This window comes from Huaxiibacter chinensis (assembly GCF_022171985.1).
Taxonomy (GTDB): Bacteria; Pseudomonadota; Gammaproteobacteria; order Enterobacterales; family Enterobacteriaceae; genus Enterobacter; species Enterobacter chinensis_A.
Genome location: NZ_JAJVHF010000002.1, coordinates 195253 through 215467 on the forward strand (window position 1 = coordinate 195253; position 20215 = coordinate 215467).

General features: G+C 54.2%; 16 protein-coding genes. 6 read left to right on the forward strand and 10 right to left on the reverse strand.

Annotation, left to right across the window (positions count from 1 at the left end):
• The first annotated feature begins 124 nt into the window (after positions 1-124).
• Positions 125-865, forward strand: coding sequence for a 3'(2'),5'-bisphosphate nucleotidase CysQ (cysQ, locus tag LZP96_RS06785; protein WP_064324582.1), 741 nt, complete (start codon positions 125-127; stop codon positions 863-865).
• Here cysQ and LZP96_RS06790 read toward each other — a convergent pair.
• Positions 859-1416, reverse strand: coding sequence for a YtfJ family protein (locus tag LZP96_RS06790; protein ID WP_064324583.1), 558 nt, complete (start codon positions 1414-1416; stop codon positions 859-861). The genes cysQ and LZP96_RS06790 overlap by 7 nt on opposite strands.
• 323 nt (positions 1417-1739) lie before the next feature.
• Here LZP96_RS06790 and LZP96_RS06795 point away from each other — a divergent pair, with 323 nt between their 5' ends.
• Positions 1740-1946 carry a DUF1107 domain-containing protein gene (locus tag LZP96_RS06795; protein ID WP_012015808.1) on the forward strand — a complete coding sequence of 69 codons (207 nt, stop codon included), beginning with the start codon at positions 1740-1742 and terminating at the stop codon, positions 1944-1946.
• Between the two features lie 77 nt (positions 1947-2023).
• Here the strand turns inward: LZP96_RS06795 and paeA are convergent, their stop codons facing one another.
• The 6 genes from paeA to LZP96_RS06825 form a co-directional block, all read right to left on the reverse strand.
• The gene (paeA, locus tag LZP96_RS06800; RefSeq protein ID WP_064324584.1) at positions 2024-3361 is read right to left on the reverse strand and encodes a polyamine export protein PaeA; all 1338 of its coding nucleotides are present in this window, start codon (positions 3359-3361) and stop codon (positions 2024-2026) included.
• 205 nt (positions 3362-3566) lie between these two features.
• A complete protein-coding gene (locus LZP96_RS06805) occupies positions 3567-5114 on the reverse strand; it encodes an MFS transporter (RefSeq protein WP_064324585.1) in 1548 nt (515 codons plus the stop codon).
• A gap of 79 nt (positions 5115-5193) precedes the next feature.
• Positions 5194-6216: a Gfo/Idh/MocA family protein gene (locus tag LZP96_RS06810; RefSeq protein ID WP_258925761.1), complete on the reverse strand. Its 1023-nt coding sequence runs from the start codon at positions 6214-6216 to the stop codon at positions 5194-5196.
• Between the two features lie 11 nt (positions 6217-6227).
• The gene (locus LZP96_RS06815; RefSeq protein WP_258925762.1) at positions 6228-7295 is read right to left on the reverse strand and encodes a Gfo/Idh/MocA family protein; all 1068 of its coding nucleotides are present in this window, start codon (positions 7293-7295) and stop codon (positions 6228-6230) included.
• 2 nt (positions 7296-7297) lie between these two features.
• A complete protein-coding gene (locus LZP96_RS06820) occupies positions 7298-8476 on the reverse strand; it encodes a Gfo/Idh/MocA family protein (RefSeq protein ID WP_258925763.1) in 1179 nt (392 codons plus the stop codon).
• Positions 8477-8492: 16 nt separating this feature from the next.
• Positions 8493-9647 (reverse strand): Gfo/Idh/MocA family protein, encoded by a 1155-nt coding sequence (locus LZP96_RS06825; protein WP_258925764.1) that lies wholly within the window; start codon positions 9645-9647, stop codon positions 8493-8495.
• Positions 9648-9837: 190 nt separating this feature from the next.
• Here LZP96_RS06825 and LZP96_RS06830 point away from each other — a divergent pair, with 190 nt between their 5' ends.
• Positions 9838-10896, forward strand: a complete 1059-nt coding sequence (locus LZP96_RS06830) for a LacI family DNA-binding transcriptional regulator (RefSeq protein WP_258925765.1) — start codon at positions 9838-9840, stop codon at positions 10894-10896.
• Here the strand turns inward: LZP96_RS06830 and msrA are convergent, their stop codons facing one another.
• Positions 10897-11538 (reverse strand): peptide-methionine (S)-S-oxide reductase MsrA, encoded by a 642-nt coding sequence (gene msrA / locus LZP96_RS06835; protein WP_064324591.1) that lies wholly within the window; start codon positions 11536-11538, stop codon positions 10897-10899.
• 223 nt (positions 11539-11761) lie between these two features.
• On the opposite strand from msrA, the gene tamA reads away from it, so the two are divergent.
• Genes tamA through LZP96_RS06850 form a run of 3 tightly spaced genes read left to right on the forward strand, consistent with a single transcriptional unit; the run spans position 11762 to position 17615 of the window.
• A complete protein-coding gene (tamA, locus tag LZP96_RS06840; protein WP_064324592.1) occupies positions 11762-13495 on the forward strand; it encodes an autotransporter assembly complex protein TamA in 1734 nt (577 codons plus the stop codon).
• Complete coding sequence (gene tamB, locus LZP96_RS06845; protein ID WP_258925766.1) at positions 13492-17268, forward strand: autotransporter assembly complex protein TamB; 3777 nt, start codon at positions 13492-13494, stop codon at positions 17266-17268. The genes tamA and tamB overlap by 4 nt, the downstream gene beginning before the upstream one ends.
• A 2-nt stretch (positions 17269-17270) precedes the next feature.
• A complete protein-coding gene (locus LZP96_RS06850) occupies positions 17271-17615 on the forward strand; it encodes a gamma-glutamylcyclotransferase family protein (RefSeq protein WP_064324594.1) in 345 nt (114 codons plus the stop codon).
• 69 nt (positions 17616-17684) lie between these two features.
• On the opposite strand, the gene LZP96_RS06855 is transcribed toward LZP96_RS06850, so the two are convergent.
• Both LZP96_RS06855 and LZP96_RS06860 read right to left on the reverse strand, forming a co-directional pair.
• Entirely contained in the window at positions 17685-19652 is a 1968-nt protein-coding gene (locus LZP96_RS06855) for a putative bifunctional diguanylate cyclase/phosphodiesterase (RefSeq protein WP_258925767.1), read from the reverse strand.
• A 17-nt stretch (positions 19653-19669) separates the two neighbouring features.
• Complete coding sequence (locus LZP96_RS06860; RefSeq protein ID WP_064324596.1) at positions 19670-20164, reverse strand: putative pterin-binding protein; 495 nt, start codon at positions 20162-20164, stop codon at positions 19670-19672.
• Positions 20165-20215 lie beyond the last annotated feature (51 nt).

Genomic DNA, 20215 nt, shown 5'->3' on the forward strand with positions numbered 1-20215 from the left:
ATGTGAATCCTGCCAGAAAAAGTTGCCCTGAAACCGGAATTGCTTCACAGATAGCGGAATTGTTCACAATACGATATAAATAAAACAATGAGTTAAACCCACTGCATTAACAAAGAGGTGGAGAATGTTAGATAAAATTTGTCAGCTCGCGCGGGACGCGGGAGACGCAATCATGCAAGTGTACGATGGCGCGAAACCGATGGACGTCGCCAGCAAAGCGGATGACTCCCCGGTAACGGCGGCGGATCTTGCCGCACATGCCGTGATCCTTAAAGGCTTGCAGGATCTGACCCCGGATATCCCGGTGCTGTCTGAAGAGGCCCCACAGGGCTGGGACGAACGCCAGCAATGGCAGCGATACTGGCTGGTGGATCCCCTTGATGGCACAAAAGAGTTCCTCAAGCGCAACGGCGAGTTTACCGTTAATATCGCCCTGATTGAGCAAGGAAAGGCCGTGCTTGGCGTGGTTTACGCGCCGGTGTTGAAGGTCATGTACAGCGCCGCCGAGGGCAAAGCGTGGAAAGAGGAGTGCGGCGTGCGTAAGCAAATCCAGGTCCGTGACGCGCGTCCGCCGCTGGTGGTCATCAGCCGTTCGCACAGCGACAACGAATTGCAGGAGTACCTGCAACAGCTGGGCGAACATCAGACGACATCGATAGGCTCATCCCTGAAATTCTGTCTGGTGGCGGAAGGGCAGGCGCAACTCTACCCGCGCTTCGGGCCCACTAACGTCTGGGATACGGCGGCAGGGCATGCGGTAGCCGCCGCTGCCGGGGCGCATGTTCACGACTGGCAGGGTAAGCCGCTGGACTATACCCCGCGTGAGTCGTTCTTAAACCCCGGTTTTCGGGTCTCGCTTTACTGAGCGAGCAATTTTCGCAGCAGGGCAACCACCTGCTGCACCTCTTCCTGCGTCAACGCGCCGTCTTTCACCCACTGTACGCGGCCCGCTTTATCCAGCACGATGACGGCAGAACTCTCTTCTTCCAGCTGCCAGACTTTGCGCGTCACGCCGTTACTGTCGACGATAATCTGCGACCACGGATAGAGCTTTTTATTGCTCTCCAGGCTGCTACGCACAAACATGCCTGAGCCAGGAATGGCATCGTCGGTGTTAACGATAGTGGTGGTCTGGTAACGATCGTGTGGTAAATCGGCGGCCTTGATCGCTTCCACCATGTTGGCGTTTTTCTCTTTTGCAGAGGTTCGCCCCGCAATGTGTTGTACCACTCTCACTTTTCCTGGAAGCTGCGCGCTATTCCAGTTTTTATAGCTAAACTTATCATTGTCGAGAATCAATTCTCCCCGATCGGCAATACCGACTGCGGGCACACGTTGTCCTTTTTCAATAGTGTGTGCGGACGCCATCAGCGGCAGTAACAGGCAGGCTGCGGCCAGGATGTTACGAAGGGTCATAGTGTTTCCTTTTGTTTGCAGGTGATCCGACCACTTGGTCATACGTTTTTAATCATAAGTGCGATCAATGCTCTTTTCCCGCAAGCGCGATGCCAGTTTGCGGGCGAACGCACATATCCGTAAAAAAACGACGGCTTATACTGCTTTCGGTAATGCTATGCAAAGAATGTTCTGATTATTTGTAATCAAACGGTAAATAAACTGATGCATACTGGGTGTCTCTGAGATTCTGGACTATAGTCATTGGGCATCAAAATTTGCGCTCGGAACAGTCGGGCCGATTGTGGCACCGCAAGAGCGTATGATTTGCAGGAGAGACAAGAATGAAAATTTTCCAACGCTACAACCCGCTTCAGGTGGCGAAGTACGTGAAGATCCTGTTCCGTGGACGTTTGTATATCAAGGATGTTGGCGCTTTCGAATTTGATAAGGGCAAAATCCTTATCCCGAAAGTGAAGGACAAGCAGCACTATTCTGTGATGTCCGAGGTCAACCGTCAGGTTATGCGTCTGCAGACTGAAATGGCTTAACCAACGTGCTAGGCAGTAGTTAAAGCAGTCAAAAAAGTAACGGCTCCCGATGGGAGCCGTTGATGTTTCTGGCACTGTTACGCGGAAACCTTCTCTTCCGCGTCAGGGAGTTTCGGTACCAGTACGGTCGGCTTACTGTCTATGCGCGTGACCAGCAGCTGGTCGATACGGAAGTTGTCGATATCCACCACTTCAAACTTGTAACCTGAAAACTTCACCGAGTCGGTACGTTTCGGGATTTTGCGCAGCATAAACATCATAAAGCCGCCAATCGTCTCGTAATTGCCTGACTGCGGGAATTCATCGATATCCAGTACGCGCATTACGTCTTCAATCGGCGTACCGCCATCGACCAGCCATGAGTTCTCGTCACGCGCCACGATTTGCTCTTCAAGCCCCTGGCCGACCAGGTCACCCATCAGCGTGGTCATGACGTCGTTGAGGGTAATGATGCCCACCACCAGCGCGTATTCGTTCATGATCACCGCGAAGTCTTCCCCGGCGGTTTTGAAGCTTTCCAGCGCTTCGGAGAGCGTCAAGGTGTCCGGCACGATTAGCGTATTGCGGATCTGGACGCCGCTGTTCAGCGCCAGACTCTGATTCGCCAGCACGCGGTTCAGCAGGTCTTTGGAATCGACATACCCGATGATGTGGTCGATATCCTCATTACAGACCAGAAACTTGGAGTGTGGATGTTCCGCCACTTTGTTTTTCAGGCTCTGCTCGTCTTCATGCAGGTCGAACCAAATGACGTTCTCACGCCCCGTCATGGAAGAGGGAACGGTACGGGACTCCAGCTCAAACACATTTTCGATCAGTTCATGTTCCTGCTTACGCAACACGCCTGCGAGCGCACCGGCTTCGAACACCGCGTAAATGTCATCAGAGGTGATGTCGTCTTTACGCACCATCGGGATTTTGAACAGGCGGAAGATGCTGTTAGCCAGACCGTTGAAGAACCATACCAGCGGGCGGAAAACGTACAGACAGAAGCGCATCGGGTTGATGATACGCAAAGCCACGGCTTCTGGTGCAATCATACCGATGCGTTTCGGAGTTAAGTCCGCAAACAAAATGAACAGCCCCGTCACCAGCGAGAAGGAGAGAATAAAGCTCAACTGCTCGGAAAGTTCAGGCGAAAAGTAGCGTGAGAAGACGCTGTGAAACACCGGAGAAAACGCCGCATCGCCCACGATACCGCCTAAAATGGCGACTGCGTTAAGGCCGATTTGCACCACGGTGAAGAACATACCCGGGTTTTCCTGCATTTTCAGGATGCGCTGCGCATTGATGTTGCCATCGTCCGCAAGCAGCTTAAGTTTGATTTTACGGGAGGCGGCCAGCGAAATCTCTGAAATCGAGAAAAAGGCGCTGACGGCAATGAGGCAAAGTATTACTAAAATACTGTTTAACATAGTTTATCCGGCTTCTGCCAGATCCTCGGAAGGGAAGTTAATTACATTTGTGTGAAGACACATTGAACGTCAGCTCGTAGCGTTGAGCTGATTATTTCAGCGGGTAGTATAGCGTAAGAGAGTGTAAAGCCGCCAGAGGTCACATTTTTGGCGTTTAAGCAGGCCGGACAGCCTGAAAAGCGGTCCGGCCATGATAACAACGTGGTTATTTGGCGCTGGATAAACTGACTTCCCCCGCCACGCGTCGGGTGGCGTCGCCGCCCCAGACCTGGTCGTACTCATATCCGGTCAATTGCTTGATCACGATGCGGGTGTGGCTGTCGCAATCCCGGTAATCACCCCCCAGCTTGCGGCGTGCAATCTCTTTCAACAGCATCTTGTGCGTGTCGCGCGTCAGCTTGAATTTATAGGTCGTCAGGAAACTCACGGCCAACAGCGCGGCGGTGGCGAAAATCATCAGTCCGATAATGGCATTCAGCGCATTCTCGGGCTGCGCCCCGCTGCCCTTAACAAACCCGGATTCCTCCAGCACGACCCCGATAAGCATGATTGCCATGGCGACGGTGCTCTTGCGCGTTAACACCATCACGCCCGCAAAGATGCCTTCCCGGCGCTGCTGCGTCACTATCTCGTCGATATCCGGAATAAAGCTGTAGATATTCCAGGGAATGTAATACAGACCGGAGCGCGCCGCGCCAAGCAGAATAAACACGGCGGAGAACAACAATGCCGGTACCTGCGTTTCGGTGTAATAGACGATAAACAAAAACGCCAGTACCAGGAATATACAGCCATAGGATAAACGCAGTGCCGCGGAAGGGGTAAAGTTGAGTTTATTTAACAGCAACATAAAGCCATAAGTCCCCGGCACCGAGGCAAAGGCGGCAATACTCAACCAGCCGGAGACCGCGGCGGCATCCTGGCTCAGGCAATAGACCACATAATAGGTAAAGACGGATCCAAAGACATCCATGGCGGTGAAAGAGAAAATATAAATAATAATATGTAAACGGAATGCCCGAATACGAAACGAAGAGAAGAGGTCCATCACCAGATATTTCAGATGATTCAACATGCCGCTGCTTCGCTGGCTCTCTGCTTTAAAATCGGACTCCTGGGGCACATCTTTTGCTTCCCAGGTGACACGCCAGGTAATAAAGACCGCAATACAAAAAATCAGCGAAAAGATTAGCCCCGTCAGCGTATAGGTAAAGGGATTATCTTTGCCGGTGAACTGCATAATAACGCCCGGCACAGAGACCGCCAGAAAACCGCCGAGCTGAGAGCAGATCATCCGCACTCCGGACAGGCGGCTACGCTCCTCGTAGCGGTTGGTCATCTCTGCCGCCAGCGTCTCCCAGGGGACCAGCACCATGGCGGATAATAGCTCAATGGATAGGTAAGTGCCAAGGTAATACCAGTAGCCCATATCGGTCAGCCACAACAGGGCATACAAAAACATCAGCGGTGAGCTAATTAATAAGAAGAAACGTCGGCGGCCAAATTTACGGCCAAGCCAGGTATTACCGAAATTGTCGGTGATATACCCCATGACGGGACTTAATATCGCATCAATAATACGTGCAACCGCGAAAATAGATCCGGCTTCCAGCACGGTCAGTCCGCAATAGGTCGTGTAAAAAAATAAAAGCCAGGTGCCGATAATGGCGAAAGCGCCTCCGCCAAACAGATCGGTTATGCCGTAGCCGAGTGCCACGCCATAACCAACCCTGCGTTCAGTTGGTTTGACCATAATGTTTTTCCAGGTGTAGGGTAACGTTTAACCAGATGACTGGCCGTTTTTTATTGACTGCTGGAATACAAATGACGTTCTAGTTATCGAGAGCGATCCATTGTCTTATTTGGGATGAACGATAAAGGGCCTCCACAAGGTTGAGTGATTTTCCGGCTTCGCGAATATCGGTGTAATCCGCCCCGGCAGGATGACAAATAGCGTGATAAAAATGGCGAATGGCCTGCTGATGGCCCAGCCCCCAGTAGCTTTTGGTCAGGCCATCGGGCGACTCATCGCTAACCAGCCTGACGCGACCTGCCGGCGTTATCCGCCACAGAACGTTATCGCTAAGCTGCAAGGCGACCTGTTCGAACTGAATGTCCAGCAGCAGCGGAGAGTCGGTGGAGTGACAATTGCTGGCATAAAACAGGCCGCGCGCGCCGTTAGCAAAGTGCAGCGTGGCCATGGCGCTGTCTTCAGCCTCCGTGACGTCCGCCAGTTCCCCGCTGTCCACCACACCTTTCAGCCGCGTCACGCCGCCGGTGAACCACTGCATCAGATCCAGTGTATGAATGGCCTGATTAATCAGTAAACTGCCGCCTTCCGTGGCAAACTTGCCGCGCCACGGGCTTAAGCGGTAATAGTCTCCGAAACGGGACCAGGTCAGCACGGCCCTGATGCTGAGCATTTTCCCCAGCGTCGCGCTTTCTATCTCCTGACGGATACGCAGGCTGGTGGGATTCAGGCGGTTTTGGTAACAGACGCCGAGCAGCCCGGGCGCGTTTTCAACCGCCTGCACGATGTCGGCGACTTCGCCACTGTTCATCCCCACCGGTTTTTCGCAAAAGACATGTTTCCCTGCGGCCAGTGCCGCCAGAATCATGCTTTTATGCTCAAAATGCGGCGTGCAGATATGGACGACGTTAATGTTATCGTCCAGCAACATCTCCCGATAATCCTGATAAAAACGGCACTGGTAATCCATTGACAGTTTCAGACCCTTTTCGCTGTCAGTATCCACCAGAGCACGCAGGTTGACGCCAGAAAGCTGGCGCAGGGCGTTAACATGACAGCGGTGGATCGCACCGCCGCCGATAATGGCTGCATTCAGAGTTTTCATCAGCGCCTCCGTTAATCTACTGCGTTGGCCCGCATTTGTGCTTTCACACACAGCTCCGCCGCTTTGAAGGCATGGGCTTGCGTCATGGCATTTTCAGTGCGATTCAGGCAGTCCAGGATCAGTTCGCCGAAGTAGGGGAATCCTACCTTTCCCGCCACCGGGTAGCGGAACTCGCCCTCTTTATTGACGAGATACACCACGTCCTGCTCGCCCTGGGTTAAATCGACATACTTGCGCATTTCGATATAGCCTTCGGTGCCCAGCAGGGTCAGGCGCCCATCGCCCCAGGTGGAGAGCCCGTCGGGGGTAAACCAGTCGCAGCGAAAATAGCCGCTGGCACCGTTTTCGCCTTTCAGCATCGCATCGCCAAAGTCCTCAAATGCCGGGAACTGCGGATGGTTGAAATTACGCGCCTGGCTGGCGATGACGGTGGCGTCAGCGTTGCCGGTATAAAACAGGAATTGCTCAATTTGATGGCTGCCGATGTCACACAGGATGCCGCCAAAATAACGGCGATCGTAGAACCAGTCCGGGCGGCCTTGTCCTTCCCGATGCGGACCGGTGCCTAAGGTCTGTATCACCCGACCAATGACGCCTTGCCTGACCAGTTGTCCGGCAAAGACCGCGCTCTCCACATGCAGGCGTTCGCTGTAATAGACCGCGTATTTTCGTCCGGTTTTCGCCACCATCGCTTTGGCGTCTGCGAGCTGATCGAGCGTGGTCAGCGGCGCTTTATCGGTGAAATAATCTTTCCCGGCGGCCATGGTTTTCAGCCCCAGCGCACAGCGTTCGGAGGGGATCGCCGCCCCCGCCACCATCTGCACGTCACGATCGCTCAGGATCGTCTCCAGCGTGGCGGCGATCTGCACGTGCGGGTACTGCTGCACAAACTTCGCCACTTTTGCCGGATCCGGATCGTAGACCCATTTCAGCGTCGCACCCGCCTCCATCAGTCCATTGCACATGCCGTAAATATGGCCGTGATCGAGCGCGGCGGCGGCGAAGACAAACTCCCCCTCCTGCACGACAGGTTGCGGTTTGCCGACCGGCGCATAGTTCATACCGTCATTCTTGTTCATGGTCAGATTCCTTGGTCCAGATCTTTGCCCAGAGGGATAGCGCCCACTTCATTGAAGTTACTAACGCTGGCGGATTTTTGATAAAAACGGGGAGCCAGAGCATTGATGCCGCCGGTCCGGTAAAAGGGATCATCGGGATCAATCGGCAGCGACACCACGCTGCGGGTAATGGCGGATTTGTAGATAGCCGTAATCAGCTCCAGAGAGCGTTTGCCCTGTACCCCGTCCACCAGCGGCGCACCCTGACGCTCAATGGACTGAAGCAGGTCATTGATTTGCCCGGTATGCAGCGTCCACGCGAGCGCGGGCACCTCGTGAAAGACGGCGTTGAGCCGGGCTTCACGGTCAACGTCGCGTTCCGCCTGCGGAAAGCCGTTATCGGCGCTGATGCTGGCCCAGGCCTGCCACGGCGCGGCGATACGGGCTTTCTCGCCCTGTATGACAATCTTTTGATCTTCACCATGATGGACGACTGAAGCGGTCAGCTGGGTCAGCGCGCCGTTGGGATAGTGAAAGATCGCCGCGCTCAGATCCTCGACCTCGGCGTTGTCGTGCGCCACGTTGGTCATCATCGCCACCACTTCCGTCGGAAAGCCCAGCATCCACTGGATGGCATCGATATGGTGCACCGCGTGGTTAAGCGTGCAGCCTCCGCCCTCTTTTTCCCAGGTGCCGCGCCACCACAAATCGTAATAGCAATGCCCGCGCCACCAGAAGGAGTCGACCTGCGCATGGCAAATCTTACCCACCAGACCGGAATCGAGTACCGCTTTTAGCCGCCAGAACGCATCGGTAAACCGATTCTGTGCGATAATGGACAAGGTTTTTCCGCTGGCCTGCTGGGCAGCAATCATCGCATCGCACTCCTCAAGCGACGCGGCCATCGGTTTTTCGCACAGGACATGGCAACCTGCATTCAGCGCATCAATGCTGATTTGGGCGTGAACGTACGGCGGCGTACAGACATCGACAATATCCAGCTGCGGCTCTGAGGCCAGCATCTCCTCGTGACTGGCGTAAACGCGTGCGTCGTTCAGGCCGTAGCGCGCTTTTTTCTCGTGCGCTTTCTCGGGGTAGATATCGACCAGCGCCACCACGCGGCAACGCTGTGCAAACTGCAAATAGCCCTGAATATGGTTATGCGAGATGTTCCCTGTTCCCACAATTGCGACATTTAACATCGGTTTTTCTCCGGGGTTACCAGGTGCCAGAGGCGTCCAGGGTGCGGCTTATTACCTCTTTATCAACCGAGTGGCTGATGCGCTGCTGTAACAGGCGCAGGTACTGTTTCTCATTTAACGGCAGTTCTACCCAGTCATCGGTCCAGGTGGACAGGTGCATGGCATTCGACAGCGTCAGGCCGTTTATCCCCTCCACGCCCGGGGCGATTAACGGCTCGCCACGCAGGACGGCGGCGCAAAAATTGGCGGTGATGACATGATGCTCGCTGTATTCAGGCGCAACGGGAAGGGTGACCTCCCAGCATTCCGGTTCGCCAAAGCCGTTTTGCCAGCGGGCATTGAAGGCGGTTTCGGACTCGCGCAACCGCCAGAAACGCAGTTTTCCCTCTTCCACCACCACCTTGCCGCGATCGCCGGCGATCTCCAGCCGGTTGGTCCCCGGCGTTTCTGCCACCGTGGTAATAAATACGCCGGTCGCGCCGTTAGGGTATTCCGCGTAGGCGGTGACCTCGTCCTCCACTTCAATTTCGCGATGTTTACCAAACTGGCAAAACGCCCGTAGACGCGTTGGCATACCCACCAGCCATTGCCAGAGATCGAGCTGATGGGGATCCTGGTTCAACAGCACGCCGCCGCCTTCGCCTTTCCAGGTGGCGCGCCAGCCGCCGGAGTTGTAATAACTTTGCGAGCGATACCAGTTGGTAATGATCCAGTTAGAACGGCGGATCTCGCCCAGCTCGCCGCTGTCGATGAGATCTTTTACTTTCTGATACAGCGGGTTGGGACGCTGGTTGTACATAATGCCGAACACCACATCGCATTCGTGCGCGCAGGCGTTCATCTCCTGCACCTGCGCGGTGTAAACGCCCGCGGGTTTTTCGCAGAGCGTATGGATGCCCTGACGCATCGCCAGCATCGACAGGCGAGGGTGTTCGTAGTGCGGGGTGGCCACAATCACCGCATCGATAAGCCCGCTGCTGAGCATCTCTTGCGCATCGCTAAAGAGCGGCACCGCGTCGCCTACCGTCTGGCGTATGGTCGCGTGTTTCTCCGGCGCGTTATCGCACACCGCCGTCAGACAGGCATCCTTCACGGTTCCCGCCAGTAAATATTTCGCGTGAACGGTGCCGATATTACCGATTCCAATAATGCCAAAACGTACTTTGTCCATGTCACACCTTATTTCTGTGAAAAGAGTGATAACCGGAAAATAGGAAAGGTGGACCGCAGCGACAATGTTATTTTGTGAGAATACTCGCAGGGTGTTTAAGTAATCCCTCACGCTGGTGAAATTTGGTTTTAAAATCAACTGACTGTTTCTGCAAATATTTGCAAAAACTGAATGCGAGCGAGGTCACACTATGCCGGGCAGATTAAAAATGGAGGAAATAGCCGCACTGACGGGCTATTCCGTCAGCACGGTTTCACGGGTCCTGAGCGGGAAGTCCTATACCAGCGATAAGGCCCGCGAAGCGATTGTGCGCAGCGCGCGTGAACTGGGCGTGCTGGACTCAATGGCCAGCGGGCGGCTGTTAATCAATGGCATAGCGGTATTTGCCCCGGAAAGAACCTTTCAGGGGCGCGGGGATATTTTCTATTTAGAAGTGACCAAAGGCATTGCGGAAGCCAGCGCCCCACACAATGTCTGGATCAGTTATTGTGGTTTAGAAGAGCAGCGTGCCGACGTGAAATTATTTCTGGAAAAGGCCAGTCATAAGAATATTAACGCGATAATTATCATTGGAACGGATGATTCAACAATATTTAAGCTGGCGAGCACCCTGAATAAACCCTGCGTGCTGATTAATTCTATCGATCGGGAAATGGTTTTGGATTCCGTTTTGCCGGATCATCGGGCGATTGGTTTTACCGCCATGCGCTATCTGTTTGAGCAAGGGCATCGCCGCGTGCTCACCATGACCTGCCTGCGTCGTGAAACGCTGTATGCGCGTCTTGACGGTATTAAAGAGGCGTACCGCTATTTCCACGTACCCTTTGACCCGCTACACGACCTGCTGGTTACGGAGTGGTTTACGGCGGAGGAAGCCGAGCAATCTCTGGACGGGTGGCTCTCAAAGCATGACCGTTCGGTATGGCCGGATGTGATTTTTCCCAATAGCACCAGCATGACGGAAGGGGTGGTGAAAGCCCTCCAGCGTCACGGGCTGCGCGTACCGGAAGATGTCTCTATCATCACCACCGATTTTACCTGGAATCTGCAAAACCGGCTGGCGACGCCGGTCACGGGGGTGACGGTGCCCTGTCGCGAACTGGGCATCGAAGCGGTGCATCTGCTGCAAACGCGGCTTAACCGACCGCAGGCGCCGGTCTACAACCTGCTTTTGCAGGGGAAAGTGGTGGATTACGGCTCGGTGAGTAACGCCACGCGCCACGCGGCTCGCGTGGCGCTGGATCAATAATTACGCCAGCTGCGGTGGCAGGCAGACGCCAATACCGCCGATGCCGCAATAGCCGTACGGATTTTTATGCAGATACTGCTGGTGGTCATCCTCGGCATAATAGAACGGTGTTGCCGTGGCGATTTCGGTGGTCACGGGGCGATCGTCGTTAGCGGCGTGCATCGCCTCCTGGAAACGTGCCAGGCTGGCGCGCGCGGCGGCGTCCTGTTCCGGCGTTAACGGGTAGATCGCGGAACGATACTGGGTACCGTGATCGTTGCCCTGACGCATCCCCTGAGCCGGATCGTGGTTCTCCCAGAACACCTGCAGCAATTTCTCGTAGCTGATGACGGCGGGGTCATACACCACGCGCACGGCTTCTGCGTGACCGGTTTCACCCGAGCACACTTCACGGTAGGTTGGGTTAGGCGTGTAACCGCCGGTGTAGCCGGCTGCGGTGCTGTAGACACCCGGTAATTGCCAGAACAGACGCTCCACGCCCCAGAAGCACCCCATCGCGAAGTAGGCGATTTCCATTCCCTCAGGAACGTGGGTCATCGAATGATCGTTAACGGCGTGTAATGTGGCGACTGGCATTGGGGTGTTCCGTCCCGGCAGTGCATCTGCTTGAGATACAAGATGCTTTTTGTCGAATAAACTCACGGTGGGGCCTCCCGGGCAGTGATGTTTCAGTTAAGGTTGTCACGAAGCGTTTAATTGAACACAATAAATGCGCTGAATGAGTCTAGATTTAAACATAAGAAATATTAGGGTACTTAACCAATTTTCAACCCGTCTTTTGGGTTTTGGGCTTTACGCCGTGAGACGCCGCGGAGCGGCACTTCAATTGCTTCCAGGGTGGAAACAAGGATATTCAGGAGAAAACGTGGCAAAGATCCGCCAGTTATGTTTGGTCAGTTTGTTGCTGACAAGCGGAGTCGCCAACGCGGCGAATGTCCGTTTGCAGGTTGAAGGGCTATCGGGGACGCTGGAAAAAAACGTGCGTGCACAGCTTTCAACCATTGAGAGCGATGAAGTGACGCCGGACCGGCGCTTTCGGGCGCGCGTGGATGATGCTATCCGCGACGGGTTAAAAGCGCTCGGCTATTACGAACCTACCATAGATTTTGATTTACGCCCGCCCCCGGCGAAGGGGCGTCAGGTGCTCATTGCCCGCGTTTCACCCGGTAAGCCGGTACTGATTGGCGGCACCGATGTTGTGCTGCGCGGCGGCGCCCGTACCGATCGCGACTATCTGGATTTACTCGATACCCGCCCGAAGGTCGGTACCGTCCTGAATCATGGCGATTATGACCATTTCAAAAAAAGCCTGACCAGCGTTGCGCTGCGTAAAGGCTACTTTGATAGCCAGTTTACGAAAAGCCAGCTCGGCGTCGCGGTAGAGAGACGGCAGGCCTTCTGGGATATCGATTACGACAGCGGGCAGCGTTATCGTTTTGGTGATGTCACCTTTGAAGGGTCACAAATCCGCGATGAATATCTGCAAAATCTGGTGCCGTTTAAAGAGGGTGAATACTACCAGTCAAAAGACCTCGCAGAGCTGAACCGCCGCCTGTCCGCGACGGGATGGTTTAACTCGGTGGTTGTGGCGCCTCAGTTTGACCAGGCGCGCCAGACGAAGGTGTTGCCGCTGCATGGCGTCGTTACGCCGCGCACCGAGAACACCATTGAGACCGGGGTAGGGTATTCAACGGACGTCGGGCCACGCGTGAAAGCCACGTGGAAAAAACCGTGGATGAACTCCTACGGCCACAGCCTGACGACCAGCGCCAGCCTCTCTGCGCCGGAACAGCAGCTCGATTTCAGCTATAAGATACCGTTGCTGAAAAACCCGCTTGAGCAGTATTACCTGGTGCAGGGCGGCTTTAAGCGTACCGATCTGAACGATACGGAGCAGGACTCCACCACGCTTGCCGTCTCGCGTTTCTGGGACCTCTCCAGCGGCTGGCAGCGTGCCATCAACCTGCGCTGGAGCCTTGACCACTTTACGCAGGCTAACGTCACCAACACCACCATGCTGCTTTATCCGGGCCTGATGATCAGCCGCACCCGCTCACGCGGCGGCCTGATGCCGGTATGGGGGGATTCACAGCGCTATTCAATCGACTACTCCAATACGGCCTGGGGATCGGACGTCGACTTCTCGGTGATACAGGCGCAAAACGTCTGGATCCGCACCCTGTACGATAAGCATCGCTTCGTCATGCGCGGCAATCTTGGCTGGATTGAAACGGGCGATTTCGAGCGCGTGCCGCCGGATCTCCGCTTCTTTGCCGGGGGCGATCGCAGCATCCGTGGCTATAAATACAAATCCATCTCACCGGAAAACGAAAAAGGGCAACTGACGGGCGCGTCCAAGCTGGCGACCGGTTCGCTGGAATATCAGTACAACGTCAGCGGTAAATGGTGGGGAGCGATGTTTGTTGACGGCGGTGAGGCGGTTAACGATATCCGTAAGAGTGATTTCAAAACCGGTGCAGGTGTGGGCGTGCGCTGGCAATCGCCGGTCGGGCCTATCAAGCTTGATTTCGCCGTTCCGGTTGGGGACAAAGACGAGCACGGTTTACAGTTTTATATCGGTCTGGGGCCTGAATTATGAGTTTATGGAAGAAGATAAGCCTCGGCGTTCTGATTTTTATCGTGCTGCTGCTTGGCACGGTGGCGTTTCTGGTGGGGACAACCTCCGGTCTGCATCTGCTGTTTAATGCGGCGAACCGTTGGGTGCCGGGCCTGGAGATCGGCCAGGTCACGGGCGGCTGGCGCGATCTACGGCTGAAGAATATCCGCTACGAACAGCCAGGCGTAGCCGTCAATGCCGGTGAGTTTCATCTGGCGGTGAAGCTGGGTTGTTTGCGTGACAGCAAGCTTTGCGTCAACGATCTGTCGCTAAAAGACGTGAACGTGGCGATAGACTCGAAAAAAATGCCTAAGTCTGCCCCGGTGGAAGAGGAGGACAGCGGTCCGCTGAATCTTTCCACGCCGTATCCGATCGCCCTTTACCGGGTGGCGCTGGACAATGTGAATATTAAAATTGACGACACCACCGTGTCGGTCATGGATTTCACTTCGGGTCTGCGCTGGCAGGAAAAGAATCTGACCCTGACGCCGACCTCGCTTCAGGGGCTGCTTATCGCCCTGCCTAAAGTGGCGAAAGTGGCGCAGGAAGAGATTGTCGAGCCAAAAATTCAGAATCCGCAGCCGGATGAAAAACCGCTGGGCGAAACGCTCAAAGATCTCTTCTCAAAACCGGTTCTGCCGGAGATGACCGACGTCCATCTGCCGTTGAATCTCAATATTGAATCCTTTAAAGGCGAACAATTACGCCTGACCGGCGATACCGATCTGACGGTCTTCAACATGCTGGTCAAAGTCAGCAGCATCGACGGCAACATGAAGCTCGATGCGCTGGATATCGACACCAACCAGGGCTCGCTGAATGCGTCGGGCAATGCCCTTCTGCGCGATAACTGGCCGGTAGACCTCACGCTGAACAGCACGCTCAACATCGACCCGCTGAAAGGCGAGAAAGTGAAGATGAAGGTGGGCGGTGCGCTGCGCGAAAAACTGGCGTTCGGCATTAATTTGTCGGGCCCGGTGGACATGGTACTGCGCGGGCAGACTCAGCTTGCCGAAGCGGGATTGCCGCTGAACATTGAAGTGGTGAGCCAGCAGCTCTACTGGCCGTTTACCGGTGAAAAACAGTTCCAGGCCGACGACCTCAAGCTCAAGCTGACCGGCAAAATGACCGACTATACGCTGTCATTCCGTACGTCCGTGAAGGGGCACGACCTCCCCTCTGCCGACATTACGCTGGATGCAAAGGGTAACGAACGGCAGATCAACCTCGATAAGCTGACCGTTGCGGCGCTCGAAGGGAAAACCGAACTGACCGCGCTGCTCGACTGGCAGCAGGCGATCAGCTGGCGCGGCGAGCTGAAGCTCACGGGGATAAACACGGCGAAAGAGGTGCCTGACTGGCCGTCAAAACTGGATGGTCTGATCAAAACGCGCGGCAGTCTGTACGGCGGAAGCTGGCAGATGGAGGTGCCAGAGATCAAAATCACCGGCAATGTGAAGCAGAACAAGGTGCTGGTCGAAGGGGCAGTGCGGGGCAATAGCTATCTCCAGTGGATTATCCCCAAGCTGCACGTCGCGCTGGGGCGTAACACCGCAGATATCAAAGGTGAGCTGGGGGTGAAGGATCTCGATCTGGATGCCACCATTGACGCACCAAACCTCGACAATGCGCTTCCGGGGCTGGGTGGCACGGCGAAAGGGCTAGTAAAAGTACGCGGCACGGTTGAGGCCCCGCAGCTCCTGGCGGATATCACCGCGAACGGGCTGCGCTGGCAGGAACTTTCCATTGCCCGCGTGCGGGTGCAGGGCGATGTAAAATCCACCGACCAGATCGGCGGCACGCTCAACCTGCGCGTGGAACGTCTCTCGCAGCCGGACGTGAACATCAATCTGGTGACCCTGGAGGCCAAAGGCAACGAGAAGCAGCACGATCTGCAATTGCGCGTGCAGGGCGAGCCGGTCTCCGGACAACTGCATCTGACGGGCAGCTTCGATCGCAAGGAGACGCGCTGGAAAGGGACGCTGGATAATACTCGCTTCTCCACCCCTGTGGGGCCGCTAACGCTCTCTCGCGCGATTGCGCTTGATTACCGTAACGCCGAACAGAAGATCAGCATTGGGCCGCACTGCTGGACCAACCCCAATGCCGAACTCTGCGTGCCGCAGACGATTGATGCCGGGGCAGAAGGCCGGGCGGTAGTGAATCTTAATCGATTCGATCTGGCCATGTTGAAGCCCTTTATGCCTGAGACGACTCAGGCAAGCGGGATATTCAGTGGCAAAGCCGACGTGGCCTGGGACACCACCAAAGAAGGCCTGCCGCAGGGCAGCGTGACTCTTGCCGGACGGAACGTGAAGGTGACGCAGGTGGTGAATGATGCGCCGTTACCGGTGGCATTCGACACCCTGAACCTGAAAGCGGATCTTCACGACAACCGCGCCGAACTGGGCTGGCTGATTCGCCTGACCAATAACGGGCAGATCGACGGGCAGGTCCAAATTACCGACCCGCAAGGGCGGCGAAATCTGGGCGGTAACGTAAATATCCGCAATATGAACCTTGCCATGGTGAACCCTATCTTCGAACGGGGTGAAAAGGCCGCCGGGATGGTCAGCGCCAACCTGCGCCTGGGCGGGAATGCCCAAAGCCCGCAGCTCTTCGGTCAGCTACAGCTGAACGGCGTGGATATTGACGGTAACTTTATGCCGTTTGATATGCAGCCAAGCCAGCTATCGATGAACTTCAATGGCACCCGGTCGACGCTGGCAGGCGTGGTTCGCACGCAGCAAGGGGAAATTAACCTGAGCGGTGATGCCGACTGGAGCCAGATTGATAACTGGCGTGCGCGCGTCGCGGCGAAAGGGAGCCGGGTACGTATCACCGTTCCTCCGATGGTGCGCCTGGACGTGTCGCCGGACGTCGTATTTGAAGCCACGCCAAGCCTCTTTACGCTGGATGGCCGGGTGGATGTACCCTGGGCGCGTATTGTGGTGCATGAAGTGCCGGAAAGCGCGGTGGGGGTCTCCAGCGATGAAGTCCTGCTCGACAATACTCTCAAACCTGTCGAACAGAAGAGCGCCGGTATCCCGATTAACAGTAATCTGATCGTGCACGTCGGCAACAATGTCCGCCTTGATGCGTTTGGCCTGAAAGCGAGGCTGACCGGCGATCTGAAAGTGGCGCAGGATAAACAGGGGCTGGGCCTTAACGGACAAATTAATATCCCGGAAGGGCGTTTCCACGCCTACGGCCAGGATTTAATTGTGCGTAAAGGTGAGTTGCTCTTCTCGGGCCCGCCGGATCAACCGCTGCTGAACATCGAGGCGATCCGCAATCCAGAGGCGACCGAAAACGATGTGATCGCGGGGGTTCGCGTAACGGGCAACGCCGACGAGCCGAAAGCCGAAATCTTCTCCGATCCGGCCATGTCGCAACAGGAGGCGCTCTCTTATCTGCTGCGCGGGCAGGGCCTGGACAGCCAGCAGAGTGACAGTGCTGCGATGACGTCGATGTTAGTGGGCCTGGGGGTTGCACAAAGTGGTCAGGTTGTGGGTAAAATCGGCGAGACGTTTGGCGTCAGCAATCTGGCACTGGATACCCAGGGCGTCGGTGACTCCTCTCAGGTGGTGGTCAGCGGTTATGTCCTGCCTGGGTTGCAGGTGAAATACGGTGTGGGGATCTTTGACTCACTAGCCACACTCACGTTACGCTACCGTCTGATGCCTAAGCTATATCTGGAAGCGGTGTCTGGCATAGATCAGGCACTCGATGTGCTCTATCAGTTTGAGTTCTAGCAATGCGAATATTTGTCTACGGTAGTTTACGAACTAAGCAGGGCAACAGTCACTGGATGACGAACGCCCAGTTGATGGGTAATTACAATATTGAGAACTACCAGTTGTACAGTCTGGGCCACTATCCAGGCGCGGTTCCGGGGAACGGAACGGTACAAGGTGAAGTTTATCGTATTGATAATGCCACGCTTGCCGAACTGGATGCCTTGCGCACCCGGGGCGGTGAATACGCACGTCAGTTGATTCAGACGCCCTACGGGAGCGCCTGGATGTATGTCTACCAGCGTCCGGTCGACGGATTGAAGCGGATTGAAAGCGGTAACTGGTTAGACAGAGACCAGTACTGATATGAACAACGCCACCTTCGGGTGGCGTTGTTTTTTGTGCGAAGGCCTGTCATCTGCCGGGGAGGACAGTCAGGGGGCTTTTAACAAGGCAGGAATCTCGTTCTGGTGTACCCCGTTTTTGATCGCCCCGGCGACAGAGGGCTGCGGTTTACTGAACAGATAGCCCTGGACTAAATCGCAGCCCAGCGCCTGAAGGCTTTCCAGCTGCTCCTGTGTTTCCACACCTTCTGCAACCGTCTTCATACTGAGGGATTTTGCCATGCCGGTGATGAGTCTGATGATATTCAGGGCATCTTCCTGCGTCGAAATCGAATGCACGAAGGATTTGTCGATTTTGATTTTATCGAAGGCAAGGCGGCTCAGTCGGGAAAGCGAAGAGTATCCTGTACCAAAATCGTCGATGGAAATTTTTACGCCCAGCGCTCTGAGCTTATTCAGGGTGTTCATCGGCGTATCGTTATCACTGAAGAGTGACGATTCAGTCACTTCCAGCTCAAGTCGGTCTGCCGACAGCCCTGTTTCTTTCAGAATTGACAGAACGACTCCTGCAAAGGCTTTATTGCTTAGCTGAACAGGGGAGACGTTCACTGAAATTTTAACCGGAACCGCCCAGGATGCGGCTTCCCGGCAGGCCATTTCCAGAACAGATTTCCCCATCTCGCTAATCATTCCGGTTTTTTCAGCAACGGGAATAAAGCTGTCAGGCGATAAAAGGCCCTTACGCGGATGCATCCAGCGAATAAGGGCTTCATAGCTGTAAATTTCCCGACTGTACGAATCAACAATCGGTTGGTAATAAACCACAAACTCCTTATTCATTATCGCCAGTGCCATGTCGTGCTCAAGCGTTCTGCTTTCCTGCAGCTTATCTAACATTCGCTGGCGGAAGACTTTAATCTTACCCGCGCCCTCATTTTTGGCTTCATAAAGGGCCAGATCGGCAAATTTGTACAGATAGTCGGAGCGGCGTTCGCAGTCTGAGTTAACGATACCCACACAGGAGGTTATGTTAATAATTGTGCTATAAATCGTGTAGGGCTGATTAATACACTCACATATGGTTTTCGCAAGGGCGACAGCGTTGCTTTCTGACAGATCGCTCGCGAGTAATGCAAACTCATCGCCCCCTAAGCGATAAAGCGTATCCGGAGGGAGATTCACCGATCTCAGACGCTGAGATATTTGCCGCAATAACATATCACCGGCATCATGCCCATAGGTATCATTGACCTCTTTGAACCTGTCTAAATCAAATAGCATCACGGTGACAGAGCTATTATTGCTTTCTGCCACCTGAATAAGGTTATTAAGATTATCCCAGAAAAACAGCCTGTTACTCATCTTTGTTAAGGGATCATGATAAACGTCATACTCCAGTTTTGTATTCTGGATTTGAAGTTTTTCTTTTGATTCCTGGAGCTCTTCAGCAAGACTTTTAACCTGAAGATGCGCCTTCAGAATATTTCTGTTTTGATAAAAAATCAGCACGCCCAGTATCGCACTCAGTATGATGAGCAGCACGGACGTTGCTGAGTAGATCGCGTACAACGTCTGAATTTTACCGTTGGCGTTGTTGATCAGGTTGATATCTTTGTCTAATGCGCCGGAGGAAAGGCCGCTGAGTGGCGCATCAAGTGAATACATGACTTTCAGATAATCCTGGATTTCTGAACGCGTCATTTTCTCCAGATGCGTATCCAGATAATTAAGCGTGTCTTCGAGTTTTACAGCCAGTTCATGAAGGGATTTATTGCTGTTTATATATTGCCCTAAATCACCTTGTTTCAAAAGATCGCTCTGGCTGAGCATAATGTCGAGGTGGAGACGCACATCATCGACTTTCATCGTCTCATCGATAGTGTAAAGACCAAGCCATGATTCGAAACGATAATAGGCCGAAACCAGCTGTCCAGCGGACCATGAACTGGCGTAGTGCGTCAGTTTCTGCAATTCTTGCTGCCTTTCATGCACAAGAAAAGAGATATATCCGGTAGATATAAACAGGGAAAAGATGATGCCAGCCAGTATTCTGTTCATGTTGATCTTCTGAAGCCTTACTCAATGCTCATTCTGCTGACCTGCCAGGCTGACCTTGAGTAATAGACCTGATTATTCAGCTCAGGTTTACTGTCATAAGGATACACGATGAAGAGCGGGCCCTTGTCGCGAACACGCATGTATTCACCATTGATTTTTAAGGCCAGAATCACATTGTATTTGTTGAAATCGCTGAGAGGGATAACGGTGGTGTAGTCATTGAGCGCAGTAACCTTGACGATAGAACCTTTCGCCCCGACGTAATCCATCAGCTTTTTCATCGGAATGCCCGTAAAGGTTGTGCGCCCATTATACCAGGGGGAGGCGGTCTGGAAACTCTCCAGCCCCAGCTTCTCCAGGCTGGCAACGTCGAAGACGGCTTTTCCCTCTTCATTCGTATTTTTAATATTACCGGACAGTGTTAAAAAGACCTTCCCGGTCGGTTTGGGGAGCTCTGCAGCCAAAGCGTGCGTGGAGATGACCAGGCTTAACAACATGACAAATAATCGCATTCTTACCACCTATCTACCGAATATAAAATAATTATAATTTAGTTATAAAGT

Excerpts from the sequence above, each read along its gene's own strand:
- cysQ (WP_064324582.1), top strand. The coding sequence starts at position 125 with ATGTTAGATAAAATTTGTCAGCTCGCGCGGGACGCGGGAGACGCAATC.
- LZP96_RS06790 (WP_064324583.1), bottom strand. The coding sequence starts at position 1,416 with ATGACCCTTCGTAACATCCTGGCCGCAGCCTGCCTGTTACTGCCGCTG.
- LZP96_RS06795 (WP_012015808.1), top strand. The coding sequence starts at position 1,740 with ATGAAAATTTTCCAACGCTACAACCCGCTTCAGGTGGCGAAGTACGTG.
- paeA (WP_064324584.1), bottom strand. The coding sequence starts at position 3,361 with ATGTTAAACAGTATTTTAGTAATACTTTGCCTCATTGCCGTCAGCGCC.
- LZP96_RS06805 (WP_064324585.1), bottom strand. The coding sequence starts at position 5,114 with ATGGTCAAACCAACTGAACGCAGGGTTGGTTATGGCGTGGCACTCGGC.
- LZP96_RS06810 (WP_258925761.1), bottom strand. The coding sequence starts at position 6,216 with ATGAAAACTCTGAATGCAGCCATTATCGGCGGCGGTGCGATCCACCGC.
- LZP96_RS06815 (WP_258925762.1), bottom strand. The coding sequence starts at position 7,295 with ATGAACAAGAATGACGGTATGAACTATGCGCCGGTCGGCAAACCGCAA.
- LZP96_RS06820 (WP_258925763.1), bottom strand. The coding sequence starts at position 8,476 with ATGTTAAATGTCGCAATTGTGGGAACAGGGAACATCTCGCATAACCAT.
- LZP96_RS06825 (WP_258925764.1), bottom strand. The coding sequence starts at position 9,647 with ATGGACAAAGTACGTTTTGGCATTATTGGAATCGGTAATATCGGCACC.
- LZP96_RS06830 (WP_258925765.1), top strand. The coding sequence starts at position 9,838 with ATGCCGGGCAGATTAAAAATGGAGGAAATAGCCGCACTGACGGGCTAT.
- tamB (WP_258925766.1), top strand. The coding sequence starts at position 13,492 with ATGAGTTTATGGAAGAAGATAAGCCTCGGCGTTCTGATTTTTATCGTG.
- LZP96_RS06850 (WP_064324594.1), top strand. The coding sequence starts at position 17,271 with ATGCGAATATTTGTCTACGGTAGTTTACGAACTAAGCAGGGCAACAGT.
- LZP96_RS06855 (WP_258925767.1), bottom strand. The coding sequence starts at position 19,652 with ATGAACAGAATACTGGCTGGCATCATCTTTTCCCTGTTTATATCTACC.
- LZP96_RS06860 (WP_064324596.1), bottom strand. The coding sequence starts at position 20,164 with ATGCGATTATTTGTCATGTTGTTAAGCCTGGTCATCTCCACGCACGCT.